The organism is Pleurocapsa minor HA4230-MV1 (assembly GCA_019359095.1).
GTDB classification, from domain to species: domain Bacteria; phylum Cyanobacteriota; class Cyanobacteriia; order Cyanobacteriales; family Xenococcaceae; genus Waterburya; species Waterburya minor.
The window spans coordinates 232,658-246,044 of sequence record JAHHHZ010000020.1 but is presented as its reverse complement, the minus strand read 5'-3'; the positions used below and the strand labels follow the sequence as shown (position 1 = coordinate 246,044).

The following is a 13,387-nucleotide window of genomic DNA, read 5'->3' as shown; positions in this document are numbered from 1 at the left end:
ACTGATTACTGATTACTGATTGGTGATTACTGATAAATGATTACTGAAACATATGAATAGTTTTGGGAATCGATTGATTAAGATTACCCGCTCCTAAGAATATTGCCAAGTCTCCAGGCGCTAATATTTCTGAACAGAGGAAATTTTCAATCGACTCAACCTCTGGATGATAGTGAACGTCGGGATGGTAAGTGGCGATCGCCTTAACTAAATCTGAGCCACTGATACCGAAGGTGTTGTTTTCTCCCGCACTATAGATATCCGTAATTATCACTACATCAGCATCTTTAAAAGCTAAGGCAAATTCTTCTAAGAAGGTTTTAGTACGGCTATAGCGATGGGGTTGAAAAATTGCCACTACTCGCTGGAGAGAATTGTTACCAGATACTCTTTGTTTAGCAGCGGTTAAGGTAACCTTGATTTCGCTGGGATGATGGGCATAGTCATCAATAAAAGTGATGTCGTTGACTTCTCCTCGATGCTCAAACCGTCTTTTCGTGCCACCAAAAGTAGCGATCGCTTCAGCAATGGTGCTAAATTCCAAACCGACTTGTCTACCTACGGCGATCGCAGCTAGAGCATTGTTGAGGTTATGTTCTCCTAGGAGTGGTAGCTGTAACTCTCCTAAACAAACTCCCCTTTCCCAGATCTGCGACTTGCTTCCTTGAGCGTGATAGGTAATATTTTTCGCAGTGTAGTCAGCACCCCAATCTGGATTTAAACCATAGCTAATAGTTAAAGCTAATTCGTCACGAATAATCGGATCGTCAATGCAGCCAATTAATGTTTTACACTGTCCAGCAAAAGTTTGAAAAATACTGACTACTTCTTGAATATCTTGATAGCGATCGGGATGATCTAACTCAATATTGGTAATAATACCAATACTAGGATGATGCTTAACTAAAGAACCATCTGATTCATCTGCTTCCGCGACTAAATATTCTCCTTGCCCACTTCTAGCATTACCATCCCAAGTATCTACCTCTCCACCGACAATAATTGTGGGGTCAAGTTGACATTTGAAGAGCATATAGCCAATTAAGCTACTGGTGGTGGTTTTACCGTGAGTCCCTGAAACTGCAATACTTTCGTATTCATCAATCAAAGCTGCTAAAAGATCGGAACGATGAAAAATTGGACAGCCGAGTTTGACTGCTGCTTGATATTCAGGATTAGTTAGGGCGATCGCCGTAGAACAAATAACCTGTGGTAACAAGGTATGAGAATAACTATTTAAAACCTCAATTTCTGGCAGAGCTTCAGACGCTCCTGCTGATACTGGCTGGCGTTTGATCCCTGGAGTTGGCACAAAAAAATCGAGATTTCTGGCTTCATGACCATAAAAAATCTTTGCACCCAAGGCTTCTAATCTATCGGTAATGTGGCTAGAACGCAGATCAGAACCTGATACTGGCAGTTGTCGTTGAGCAACAATCTGGGCTAAAGCCGACATCCCAATTCCGCCAATACCAATAAAGTGAAATGGTTTTCCTTTCAAATCTACTTTTGCCACTTCTTTGACTCCTGCCATAGCACGTATATCTTGGTTGAGGGTTACAGAATACTACTAACTTGTTTTGAAGTGAAGCACTCTGTATCTTCTCATTGCCGTAAACAATACGGGCTATGATAGCAAGAATTTTTGAGACTTAGGGATAAACAAGCAGTAGAAGTAGCAGAAAATTGGTAAATTTGAGCGCAAAAGTTACATTCTCCAGGAAATTAAGGTCAAAATTTGTGATTTAATTACTCTTGAGACATCACCGCCCTAATTTCCAGTCCGAGGCAATTATTAGCTTCAGATATGAGGCCAATATAAGGTTGAAATTGATTCTGAGTCAGGTCTTGAAATGTGCTGACTTTACGATATGATGAGTCTTATTAAGAATGTTTTAATGTATTAACCTAATAAAATTTAGAGGGCAAGAGTATTGTGGTTAGAGTAGCAATTAACGGTTTTGGGCGTATCGGGCGTAACTTTGTCAGATGTCTGCTAACTAGAGGAAATGATACAAATTTAGAATTGGTCGGTCTTAACGATACTTCTGATCCTAAAACCAACTCTCACTTGTTAAAGTATGACACTATGTTGGGTGTTTTGGACGCAGACATTGGTTATGACGCTAACTCTTTGATCGTCAATGGCAAAACAATTAAATGTGTCTCCGATCGCAACCCACTAAACTTGCCCTGGAAAGAGTGGGATGTTGATATCATTATTGAAGCTACTGGTGTTTTTCGTGATGCCGAAGGTGCAGGAAAGCATCTTCAAGCTGGGGCTAAAAAAGTAGTCATTACTGCTCCTGGAAGTGGCCCTAACATCGGTACTTACGTTATGGGAGTAAACGACGAAAAATATACTCCTGGTGAATTTGATATTGTCAGTAATGCTAGTTGTACTACTAACTGTCTAGCTCCTATTGTCAAGGTTATTAACGAAAACTTTGGCATCATTAAAGGTGCTATGACTACTACTCATAGTTATACTGGCGACCAACGTATTTTGGATGCTAGCCACCGTGATTTAAGACGAGCTAGAGCAGCAGCAGAGAACATTGTCCCGACTTCTACTGGTGCGGCCCAAGCAGTAGCCCTAGTTTATCCTGAAGTAAAAGGTAAGTTAAACGGTATCGCTCTACGAGTGCCAACTCCTAACGTTTCGGTAGTTGATTTGGTGGCTCAGGTGGAGAAGAAAACCATTGCTGAGGAAGTTAACGAAGTACTTAAAAAGGCTGCTGAAGGTTCTCTCAAAGGCATTTTGGGTTACACTGACTTACCTCTAGTTTCTTCGGACTTCAAAGGTACAGATGTGTCCTCTACCGTTGATGGACTATTAACTCTAGTGCTAGATGGCGACATGGTTAAAATCATTGCTTGGTATGACAATGAGTGGGGTTATTCTCAGCGCGTTGTTGATTTGGCTGAATTGGTAGCTAAAGGAATGTAAGTCACAAAGCTCTAACAAATTATATTTTTCGGCAGACACCTCCCTATGCAAAGTTAGGCGGGGTGTTTTTTGATCGAAGGCTCTAGGCTATAAGCTGTAAGCTCTAAGCCTTTTAATTGGCTATCACTAGCTCCATAGTGGTTTTAAAATTGCTACTATAAGTACATATATCTGTACTTTTTGAGATGTTAGCCAAGCAAACCAACTATACTAATCTGCGTCAAAATTTAGCCTCAATACTTGATGAATCGATCGCCGATCGCAGTGTCATTATTGTAACTCGTCAGGGAAAAGAAGATGTGGCAATTCTCGCTGCTGATGAACTATCGAACCTACTAGAAACATTGCATCTATTTAGATCTCCTGAGAATGCTCAAAAGTTACTGGCAGCTATGGCTAGAGCCGATGCGATCGCCGATCAACCAGATCTAAAATCGGAAAACCTGGCAGAACTCTGTCAGGAGTTAGACATTGAGCGGTAGCATAGTGATTTTTGACCAACAATTTCGCGAAGATCTACGTTGGTGGGCAAAAAAAGACCGCAAGATACTCAATCGAATCTTAGATCTAGTAGAAGCAATAGTCACTAATCCTACAACGGGAATTGGCAAGCCAGAAAAACTCAAATATTTACCTGGATCTCGTTGGTCGAGAAGAATCACTCAAGAACACAGGCTCGTATATCAAATAGATGGTAAGAAGCTAATATTTTTGCAATGTCGTTATCACTATTAAACTTTGGCTAAATTTTGGCTCATCATTTGAATATAACTCTTGCATGAATAGCAGACTAATCTATTTTCCTTTCTTACGAAGTTTGCTCAACGGGGGGAACCCCCGCAACGCAACTTCGCGCTTTTCCACCAAACTATGCGGTGCGACACGAAGTTAGTACCACAAGGGTATAACATCCTTTAGGGCAAGCCTTTACCCTTTTCCCTCATAATAAGCTAGTAATTACATTTTACTAATTGGTACAATAAATTATTATAGTATTGTACTAATCGGTTTAATAGTTTAAATGGAAACAATAGAACAACGCTTGCCACTTCCTCCTTTTGATCGAGAAACTGCGGTTCAAAAAGTGCGGATGGCTGAAAATGCTTGGAATACCCGCGATCCTGAAAAAGTGGCTTTAGCATATACAGAGGATAGTATCTGGCGCAACCGTACCGAATTTTTTCAAGGTCGGGTCAAAATTACAGAATTCTTAACTCGCAAGTGGTTGAAAGAACTGGATTACAGACTTATCAAAGAGTTGTGGGCGTTTGATGATCATAAAATAGCAGTGCGCTTTCAATATGAGTGGCATGATGATTTACAGCAATGGTATCGCGCTCATGGAAATGAATTATGGGAGTTTGCTCAAAATGGCTTAATGTCTCGTAGAGAAGCGAGTATCAATGACGTTAAAATTAAGCTTGAGGAACGCAAGTTCTTTTGGTCGGGCAATATAAGACCAGAAAATCATCCAGGTTTAACTTAAAATTAGGTTTTAAATTTAAATTTATGCCTGCACCTAAGATTGACAAAGCACAAGCTATTGCAGCTATAGCTGAGTTGTTTAGGGAACATGGTTATCATGGAACATCCTACGCTCAAATTATCAAGGCTTCGGGTTTAGGAAAAGGAAGTCTTTATAATTATTTTCCTGGTGGGAAAGAAGATATTGCTAAAGCTATTTTAAGACAAATTGACTGTTGGTTTGAAGAGAATATATTTGCGCCTTTAAATACAAATAATGACCCAGAAATAGTTTTAGGGAAGATGTTTAACACAGTGGATACCTACTTTGCTAGTGGACAAAGAATCTGTTTGCTGGGTTCTTTTGCTCTTTGTGATGCTAAAGAACAGTTTTCATCTGAGATCAAAAGCTACTTTCAACGATGGATTAAAGCTTTAAGTACCTATTTACAAAAACAAGGATTGTCAGAAACAGAAAGTCAGAACTTAGCATATGGTGTCATGGTAGCAATTCAAGGTGGACTGGTAATGGCGCAAGCTACGGATAATACAGATGTTTTTGTCCAGGCAATCTCTGAAGCTAAAAATATATTGCTCAAAGCGTTGAAGTAAATAACCTGAGTTCGGGTGAAGAAGATTGAGGTAAAAGCTAATCAAGACGAAGACTGGGTTTCTTAGGTTGATGGCAATAGGCGATCGCTTTGTAATCAATTTAGCTTGAAGTTTTGCACATTATTGATATTAATTGAGATTAGCGATCGCTCTGATTACCCATAAGTATTACTAAAATAATACTATTAGATCCTGGTTTAAACAAAGTTTTGAAGTAGCGATCGCCTAAATCATCACATTAAATATACAATTGGGCGATGCCAGTAATATTGGTTTTATTTACTAATGATCAAATCATCTAGTTCACGATAATCAGGTAAATCTGACTTAATTTGTTTACCTCGGCGGATAACAATCCGATTGTGTTGCGATCGCGCTAATAATTCACTAAAGTAACGAGCAGGAAAGATAATTAAATCGGCTACATTACCTGGGGTTATTTTCCCTAGAGTTAAATTCATGATCTGGGCGGGAGTTGTGGTGACACTGGTAATCCAATTGGCATAAGGCGCATCTAAATGAGCAATTTTTACTGCTTGCTCAAACACTTCCAAGACATCATGATCGCCAAAACCAAAAAAAGGATCGCGACAGTTATCACTAGCAAAAGCTACAGGTACACCCTGCTGCTTTAGTTCATGCACTCTAGTTACACCACGCCAATGGGGAGTTTTCCCTAGCTGACGATCTTGTAGATAAAGATTGCACATCGGTAAACTAACCACGGCAATTTTAGCTTGTTTAACTAGCTCAATAGTTTTATTAACTACATCAGCAGACTGCACCGCTAGACTACAGCAGTGTCCACAGGTAATTTGATTGCTAAAGTCATGCCTAATTGCAGCTTGAGCTACTTTCTGAAGGCAAATAGAGTCAGGATCGCCATTCTCATCCACATGGAAATCTAAATCCAAGTTTCTTTCTTGAGCTAGAGTAAATACCCTGTCTAACTGAGTTTCTAGATCGGGATTTTGCCAACCCACACCGCCTAAAATACCGCCAATCTCAGCAATTTTATCCGCTAAGGCTACTCCTGCTGGAGTTTGGTAATAATCTAAGCTCACTAAACTAACCGCCTGGAGAGTGATTTTATCTTGCCAAGCTGACTGCAAACAAGCAAACACCTCTAAACTGATGTCCGCTTGTTTGCCAGAGGAATCAATATGGGTGCGAATTGCTTGCGTACCATGAGCATAGCTGCACTTAAGCCCAAACTCCATGCGACGATAAACATCTTCTGGTTGCCAATACTTTTCTCGGTCGATATTCCCTTGACTCAAAGCCATGTCAAACGTACTATTTACGTTAGGCGATCGCTCCCAAATATGTCCTTTATCTAAATGAGTGTGGACATCTATTAAGCAAGGAAGCAGGATCTGCTGTTGTAAATCTAGATAAGGAAGATCTGCTTCGATAGAGTTGGTAGCAGTAACTTGTTCGATGTTTCCCTGACTAATTTTCAGATTAACTAAACATAAACCTTCTCTTGTCGGCTGGGGAAGATGAGCTAAATTGAGCAAACAACTGGGAACATGAGCATTAGTTAACCAATACGATTCAGCCTCAAAAATCATTTTTCTATATTGTGTCTAAATTAGCTGTAGTGAAACGCCAAAGCAGGGGATAAATGCCTTAAATCACGAGAATTATTATTAATTAATTACAGCAATTTTTTCGCTAATTAGCCCACCTTAATCTAGTTAAATACTAGGCACACTTTCTGATCTGTCTTAACTAACATTTACATTGATGATCTCTATGATAGTATCTGGATCATTCCAGGAACGAAAAAATATCGGTTATACTTATCGACTTATTGGTGTAGGAGTTTATTTATTAAAGTGTATAGTAATCTTGATCGGCAGCTAAACAATGCTAGAAATCAGGCGCGCCCACTGAGGATGGGTGTTATTGGGGTGGGTAATATGGGACGACACCACGTCCGTATTTTGAGCTTACTCAAAGAAATTGAATTAATTGGTGTATCTGATATTGATTTAGCTAAAGGCATCGAGATCGCTAGCCAATATCAAACTCACTTTTATGAAAATTATGAGGATATGTTACCTGCGGTGGATGCGGTGTGTATTGCTGTGCCGACAAAACTCCATCATGAAGTAGGAGAGCGTTGTCTGAAAGCAGGGGTACATATCCTGATTGAAAAGCCGATTGCAGCCGATCTGGTTGAAGCTGAATCCTTGGTTAATCTGGCAGCGGAAACAGGATGTATTTTGCAAGTAGGTCATATTGAAAGATTTAATCCTGCTTTTAGGGAACTAAGTAAAGTCATTCAAACAGAAAGCATTCTGGCTCTAGAAGCACGTCGTTTAAGTCCCTATAGCGATCGCGCTAACGATGTTTCCGTAGTTTTGGACTTAATGATCCATGATATCGATCTGCTGTTAGAATTATCCGCTGCACCAGTAGTTAGACTAACCGCTAGTGGTAGCACTTCTAGTAATTCGGGCAACTTAGATTATGTTACCGCTAACCTGGGGTTTGCCAATGGTGTGGTAGCAACTCTCATTGCCTCCAAAGTTACTCACCGTAAGATTCGCTGTTTGTCCGCCCACTGTAAAAATTCCCTGATTGAGACTAATTTTCTCACCAACGAAATTTTGATCCATCGTCATCAGTCCAATAGTTTGACTATCGAGCCACTTTCTTACCAACGAGACGGAATTACGGAAAAAGTATACACCAGTAATGTAGAGCCAATTTATGCGGAAATAGAACATTTTGTTAACTGTATTCGTGGTGGTGAGCGTCCCTCTGTCGGCGGAGAACAAGCGCTTAAGGCTCTACGTTTAGCAAGTCTAATTGAGCAAATGGCTCTTGATGGTCAGATTTGGCATGGCGGACAAGAAATTATTTCGCCAACTATGTCGATTATTTAGGCTAAATTACAGTAAGCACATCAATTAGATTCTATCTCTTCAAGATACAAGCTTTAACAAATCACTGGCAACTTGTAGTTAATAACTGGTAATATAAGCGATGCTTCTGGTGGGACTGAAATAAAGATTATGGCTTTAGTTGTACAAAAATATGGCGGGACATCTGTTGGTTCAGTAGAACGAATTCAAGCGGTGGCGAAGAGAATCAGTCGAGCTGTACAGCAAGGAGATAGTTTGGTTGTCGTTGTCTCGGCAATGGGCAAAACTACCGACAGTTTAGTGAAACTAGCTAACGAGATCTCCAATAACCCTAGTAGCCGCGAGATGGATATGCTGCTATCTACAGGAGAACAGGTGACGATCGCCCTTCTCAGCATGGCGTTACAGGCAATCGGAAGACCCGCAATTTCCCTCACAGGAGCGCAGGTGGGAATTGTCACGGAAGCCGAACATAGTCGCGCCAGAATACTCCAAGTATGTACCGATCGCATTGAAAGACACCTCAATAAAGGTGAGGTAGTGGTAGTAGCTGGTTTTCAGGGAGTTAGCGACAGCGAAGATCTCGAAATTACCACTCTGGGTCGCGGAGGCTCAGATACTTCTGCAGTGGCGCTTGCAGCCTCTCTCAAAGCAGACCGCTGCGAAATTTATACTGATGTTCCTGGGATTCTCACCACCGATCCTCGTCTTGTCCCCACCGCTCAGTTAATGTCTGAGATTACGGCAGATGAGATGTTAGAGTTAGCCAGTTTGGGCGCAAAAGTCCTGCATCCCCGTGCAGTAGAAATTGCTCGTAATTATGGGATGCCGTTAGTAGTGCTATCTAGCTGGAGCGATCGCCCTGGCACCAGAGTGGTTTCTCGTTTACCCCAACCCCGCTCGTTACAAGGAATGGAGATTGCTAAAGCGGTAGATGGTGTGGAGATCGACCGCGACCAAGCAAAAATTGCCCTCTTACGAGTACCAGATTGTCCTGGGGTAGCAGCTAGCTTGTTTGGCGAAATATCAACTCAAAATATTGATGTAGATTTGATTATTCAGTCGATTCACGAAGGAAATACGAATGATATTGCCTTTACGGTGGTTAATCGCGTTCTTAAAGCAGCTTCGGCTGTGGCAGAAGCGATCGCCCCTTCTTTACGTACCCACCCCAGTCTTACCGAACAAGCCGAAGTAATTATCGATCGGCAAATTGCGAAGGTGGCTATTTCTGGTGCTGGCATGATTGGTCGTCCTGGTATTGCTGCCAAGATGTTTAAAACCCTCGCCGATGCCCGCATTAACATTCAAATGATTTCTACTTCAGAAGTTAAAGTAAGCTGCGTAATTGACGAATCAGAATGCGATCGCGCCCTACATCTTTTGTCCTTAGCCTTTGATGTCGATCTGGATTCGCAAAAAGAAATTACCACTCGTCAAGAGCCAAAAAACCATCCCCCCGTTAGAGGTGTCGCTCTTGATACTAATCAAGCTCGGATTGCCATTCGTCATGTTCCCGATACCCCAGGGATGGCTGCACGAATTTTCACTTTGTTAGCACAAAAAAATATTAGCGTCGATGCGATTATTCAGTCCCAACGCTGCCACATTATCAACGGTCAACCCACCCGTGATATTGCCTTTACCGTCGCTCAAGCCGATGCGGAGTTGGTCTGTGAGGTGATTGCTGAACTAGATCGCCAGATTAACTGTGGTCAGGTGTCAGGAGATAAAGCGATCGCCAAATTGAGTGTCGTCGGTGCAGGTATGATTGGACATCCTGGAGTGGCTGCTAAGTTTTTTGCTTCTCTAGCTAAGGAGAACATTAATATTCAAATGATTACTACCTCGGAAATCAAAATTAGCTGTGTCATCGACGAGACAGATGGCATCAAAGCACTCCAGGCAGTTCATGAAGCTTTTGGTTTAGGAGGCTCCGAACAGATCATTATTCCTGCTTAATTATTCAGTAGTTTCAAAAGATTGAATCATTTTTTCTACTGTAGGCAAATAATCATCAAAGCTTTCTGGTAAAGCAGTATAGGTAATTAAGTAGGCTCGATTGCCATTAACTGACCAGGTTTGCATTCTTTTTACAGGACTACCATTCTCTTCTCCTTGGTAAATGATTTGTCGCCCTTCGTTAGCGCCCATAGCAACTACTTGAGCTTCGCCGATATTCGGGTCGGAAAGCTGCTTAATTTCCGAGAGGGATAATTCTGTGTACTTAGATAAGGGTAGATCTGTGGATAGATTTTCGACTAAGACACTAACCTGCTCTTTAAACTGATCTGCATCATTTTCTAAAGGGGAAAAAAATACTACCCCTGTCGCTAAAAAGTCATCTCGATTTTGCTTTGACCAGTTTTGAGGATAATCGACACGAAAACCCAGGCTGTAATTTTCATACAGCGAAAACGCCAGTTGTGGACTCTTAATCTGCTTGACGATCATCCATCCTACTAGAGCAGCTAGTAGTGCAAGCAAGCCTAGCACCAGAGGTAATTTAGACTTAGATTTAGACTTAGACTTCGATTTAGAGGATTTAATAACTGGCGATCTGGAATTTGGTTGCCAATATCTAGCAGGATTAGTGATTACTGTAGTTTGATTAATAGCTTGGTTATGGACTGGCTGGTTAATTGGTGTAGGTTGACTATTAACAACGGTAGTTGTTCGATTTATATTGTCTACAGGCTTGGGTTGCTGAGGTTTTGGAGTAGCGCTCTTGGAGATAATCAGCGTTTCCCTATTGTTATTTTGTGCAGCATCTAATTGCTTCAAGTCTGACAAGACGACTCCTGCCGAACTGTATCTATCTTGATGACGATAGCGCACCATCCGATCTAGCAGATCGAGAAACCGAGGTTGATAGTGAACTTGACGATTGAGTTTATTACGCCAAATTATTTCACCATCATCATCAATGGTAAATTCGCGAGGATGGATTCCTGTCAAGGCTTGGATAGCGATGACACCCAAAGCGTAAATATCGCTATAAAAACCAGGACGACCCATCATCTGCTCCATCGGCATATAAGATTTAGTTCCTACTGCCACGGTCTGTTTTACCTGTCCCGCAGCATCAACAATTTGTGTGGTTACCTGCTTGACAGAGCCAAAATCAATCAAGATAATTTTGTTATCTTGACTACGGCGCATTAAGTTAGAAGGCTTAAGGTCACGATGAATGACGTTATGCTGCTGGACAATTAGTAGTACTTCGAGAATATCCTGTAGTAGAGCCAAGGTTTTGGCTTCTGACCAAGGTTGACCAGGCAAAATTTCTTGGCTTAGATCATGTCCCTCAATCAATTCTTGAACTAAGAAAAACTCGTGATTCTGTTCAAAATAAGCCAATAATCGGGGAATGCGATCGCAATGACCCAAACTATTCATGATTTCAGCTTCCCGATTAAATAATCTTCGGGCTATGGCTATGGTTTGAGGATTGCTAGTTTTAGGCTGAAGCTGTTTAACGACACACGGGCTATCAAAACACTGCTGATCCTTAGCTAAAAAAGTGACTCCTACGCCACCTCTTCCCAGTTGCCTAACGACGTAATAACGTCCCTGAATAGTCTGTCCTACAAGATTGTTATCCATCGACACAATTGTCTAAAAGAGGTTTCACGAAGACTTCCTAATTTTAATACTTAACTTCACTCTTACGGGAGATTAGATTGAAACCTTAGATCTTGATTCAGGATGCTCTAACGGGGTGACAACTAGATTAAAAATAAGACAGGGATTGGCTATTTGGAGTGGTGGAGTGGTGGAGTTATTGGAGTATTACCCCTCTACCTCACTACTCCTCTATCAGTAAAGCTTTGAATTTGCTTGTCACCCCGTGAGTAGGATGCTAAAAAGCGATTAGGCTCCGCCTACCCTTCGGGATCGCCATTTTCAGCTTTTAATTACAGTTTGGTAATGTTCTACTGTGGGAAAAGGAGTGTAAAAATGATGCAGTAGTTTTTTCCAAGTTTGATATTCAGCAGACTGTCTGAAACCAACGGTATGATCCTCAATAGTTTGCCAGTTAACTAATAATAAATACTGATTTTCGCTTTCTAAACACTTTTGTAGATCGTGAGAGATATATCCATTCATTGAGGCAATAATCTGGGAAGCTTCCACAAAAGCAGTCTCAAATTGCTGATTCATACCTGGCTTAATGTTTAAGACTGCAACTTCTAGGATCATGAATTGGAGTAATAGGTAATGGGTAATGGGTAATAGGTTCTATCTAACTGAAATTCGCTGTAATATACAAAATACGCTTCTAGAAAATTTAAAAAGCGCGTGAAAAATGCGCAGGTTGCCCGCGCATATCCAACCACGTAATAAGCTTATAGCTTACAGCTTTTGTCAAACTAGACACCACCAGTAGTATCACCACCAAAAGTACCACCTGAGTAAAAGTCATCCTCAAAGAGGGCAAAGTTGGCTGCATCAGGATCTTCAGTTATGGCAACCTGTGTTTCTAATTTCTCATTTGCCCAATAGTCGGTTGTATCTATTCGCATACTAGAAAACTCATTATTATCACCTAGTTTCATAGTTTTAGTCGTAAATTCTGTAGAGTCAAATGCTAAGAAATCTTTGGTTGAAGTAACGATGTTGTTGTCAACAATTGACTTATAGCTTTTCTCATTATAAATACCTGCTAAGCCAACATATTTATTATAGTCGGGGGCTAAAAAGTCTTCTCCTACCCCTCTAATCTCATTCCCATCGATGGTGGTGTTGCTACTAAGATCATTCCAAATATTAAAAGCATTAATCCCAGACAATTTATTATCACTAATAGTGACATCGTTAGTATTAAATAGTTTTATTCCACCAGCATCATAACTTTGAGAGTGTTCTGCATCCAGATTGATATCTTCTAAAGTAATACCACTAATTATTCCACCATCAGTATCATTAACGCCAATTCCTTTACGACCAATATCAGATATTTTTGAATCAAGTATTTTAAATCCGTCAGCTCCAGTTAAGCTAATAGCAATGTTATTTTGACCATCCCTCATTGGTTTATCGATCCCAATATCATGAAGGTCGAGATTTTGCAAAGTGACATTAGTTGCCTCCTTAACCTTGATACCATTGTTCCCATTAGTTATGACAACATCTTGAATAGTTGTACCGCTTGCATCTGAATTTACAGTAATGATCGAATCGGTGACACCTTTTCCCTTGATGATTGTTTTGCCTCGATAGCCATCGATTGTAATATCTTTATGAATATTAATTCCCGAAGTAGTATAAGTACTTTTCCCCAAGGAAACAGTATCGCCATCATTAGCAGCAGCGATCGCTTTATCCAAATTACCAGCAAAATCTTGGTCTACATTAAGAACTTTATTAGTTTTTTTTCCAGCAGAAGTATTATTTGAGTTAGCCATACAAACTTTATCTATAGTTTTTTATAGTTTTTATATGTGTTTATATACACGAGGTTAAAACAGCAAGAATTAATCTA

At 40.6% G+C, this 13,387-nt stretch carries 12 protein-coding genes; 7 read left to right on the top strand and 5 right to left on the bottom strand.

The genetic code is table 11. The features are described from left to right. Positions 1–40: 40 nt before the first annotated feature. Entirely contained in the window at positions 41–1,534 is a 1,494-nt protein-coding gene (locus KME09_11760; protein MBW4534600.1) for a UDP-N-acetylmuramate--L-alanine ligase, read from the bottom strand. 399 nt (positions 1,535–1,933) lie between these two features. Between KME09_11760 and KME09_11755 the strand changes: the two genes are divergently transcribed. The 5 genes from KME09_11755 to KME09_11735 all read left to right on the top strand — a co-directional run bounded on the left by KME09_11755 (position 1,934) and on the right by KME09_11735 (position 5,026). Beyond that, entirely contained in the window at positions 1,934–2,950 is a 1,017-nt protein-coding gene (locus tag KME09_11755; protein ID MBW4534599.1) for a type I glyceraldehyde-3-phosphate dehydrogenase, read from the top strand. A 185-nt stretch (positions 2,951–3,135) separates the two neighbouring features. After that, positions 3,136–3,432, top strand: coding sequence for a type II toxin-antitoxin system prevent-host-death family antitoxin (locus KME09_11750; protein MBW4534598.1), 297 nt, complete (start codon positions 3,136–3,138; stop codon positions 3,430–3,432). Beyond that, positions 3,422–3,685 carry a Txe/YoeB family addiction module toxin gene (locus KME09_11745; GenBank protein MBW4534597.1) on the top strand — a complete coding sequence of 88 codons (264 nt, stop codon included), beginning with the start codon at positions 3,422–3,424 and terminating at the stop codon, positions 3,683–3,685. Before KME09_11750 ends, KME09_11745 begins: the two co-directional genes overlap by 11 nt. A 295-nt stretch (positions 3,686–3,980) precedes the next feature. After that, positions 3,981–4,436, top strand: a complete 456-nt coding sequence (locus tag KME09_11740; GenBank protein MBW4534596.1) for a nuclear transport factor 2 family protein — start codon at positions 3,981–3,983, stop codon at positions 4,434–4,436. Positions 4,437–4,459: 23 nt separating this feature from the next. After that, the gene (locus KME09_11735) at positions 4,460–5,026 is read left to right on the top strand and encodes a TetR/AcrR family transcriptional regulator (GenBank protein MBW4534595.1); all 567 of its coding nucleotides are present in this window, start codon (positions 4,460–4,462) and stop codon (positions 5,024–5,026) included. A 275-nt stretch (positions 5,027–5,301) separates the two neighbouring features. On the opposite strand, the gene KME09_11730 is transcribed toward KME09_11735, so the two are convergent. After that, positions 5,302–6,600, bottom strand: coding sequence for a cytosine deaminase (locus KME09_11730; GenBank protein MBW4534594.1), 1,299 nt, complete (start codon positions 6,598–6,600; stop codon positions 5,302–5,304). Between the two features lie 327 nt (positions 6,601–6,927). On the opposite strand from KME09_11730, the gene KME09_11725 reads away from it, so the two are divergent. Together KME09_11725 and KME09_11720 are read left to right on the top strand one after the other, a co-directional pair. Then, a complete protein-coding gene (locus KME09_11725) occupies positions 6,928–7,923 on the top strand; it encodes a Gfo/Idh/MocA family oxidoreductase (GenBank protein ID MBW4534593.1) in 996 nt (331 codons plus the stop codon). Positions 7,924–8,052: 129 nt separating this feature from the next. Beyond that, positions 8,053–9,864 carry an aspartate kinase gene (locus tag KME09_11720; GenBank protein ID MBW4534592.1) on the top strand — a complete coding sequence of 604 codons (1,812 nt, stop codon included), beginning with the start codon at positions 8,053–8,055 and terminating at the stop codon, positions 9,862–9,864. Here the strand turns inward: KME09_11720 and KME09_11715 are convergent, their stop codons facing one another. The 3 genes from KME09_11715 to KME09_11705 form a co-directional block, all read right to left on the bottom strand. Then, entirely contained in the window at positions 9,865–11,508 is a 1,644-nt protein-coding gene (locus KME09_11715; protein ID MBW4534591.1) for a protein kinase, read from the bottom strand. 300 nt (positions 11,509–11,808) lie between these two features. Then, positions 11,809–12,105 (bottom strand): antibiotic biosynthesis monooxygenase, encoded by a 297-nt coding sequence (locus KME09_11710; protein MBW4534590.1) that lies wholly within the window; start codon positions 12,103–12,105, stop codon positions 11,809–11,811. Between the two features lie 170 nt (positions 12,106–12,275). After that, positions 12,276–13,310 carry a right-handed parallel beta-helix repeat-containing protein gene (locus tag KME09_11705; protein ID MBW4534589.1) on the bottom strand — a complete coding sequence of 345 codons (1,035 nt, stop codon included), beginning with the start codon at positions 13,308–13,310 and terminating at the stop codon, positions 12,276–12,278. Positions 13,311–13,387: the final 77 nt, after the last annotated feature.

Bases quoted from the DNA above. Each gene is read 5' to 3' on its own strand.
- KME09_11705 (MBW4534589.1), bottom strand. From the start codon at position 13,310: ATGGCTAACTCAAATAATACTTCTGCTGGAAAAAAAACTAATAAAGTT.
- KME09_11725 (MBW4534593.1), top strand. From the start codon at position 6,928: ATGGGTGTTATTGGGGTGGGTAATATGGGACGACACCACGTCCGTATT.
- KME09_11730 (MBW4534594.1), bottom strand. From the start codon at position 6,600: ATGATTTTTGAGGCTGAATCGTATTGGTTAACTAATGCTCATGTTCCC.
- KME09_11750 (MBW4534598.1), top strand. From the start codon at position 3,136: ATGTTAGCCAAGCAAACCAACTATACTAATCTGCGTCAAAATTTAGCC.
- KME09_11710 (MBW4534590.1), bottom strand. From the start codon at position 12,105: ATGATCCTAGAAGTTGCAGTCTTAAACATTAAGCCAGGTATGAATCAG.
- KME09_11715 (MBW4534591.1), bottom strand. From the start codon at position 11,508: ATGGATAACAATCTTGTAGGACAGACTATTCAGGGACGTTATTACGTC.
- KME09_11735 (MBW4534595.1), top strand. From the start codon at position 4,460: ATGCCTGCACCTAAGATTGACAAAGCACAAGCTATTGCAGCTATAGCT.
- KME09_11760 (MBW4534600.1), bottom strand. From the start codon at position 1,534: ATGGCAGGAGTCAAAGAAGTGGCAAAAGTAGATTTGAAAGGAAAACCA.
- KME09_11720 (MBW4534592.1), top strand. From the start codon at position 8,053: ATGGCTTTAGTTGTACAAAAATATGGCGGGACATCTGTTGGTTCAGTA.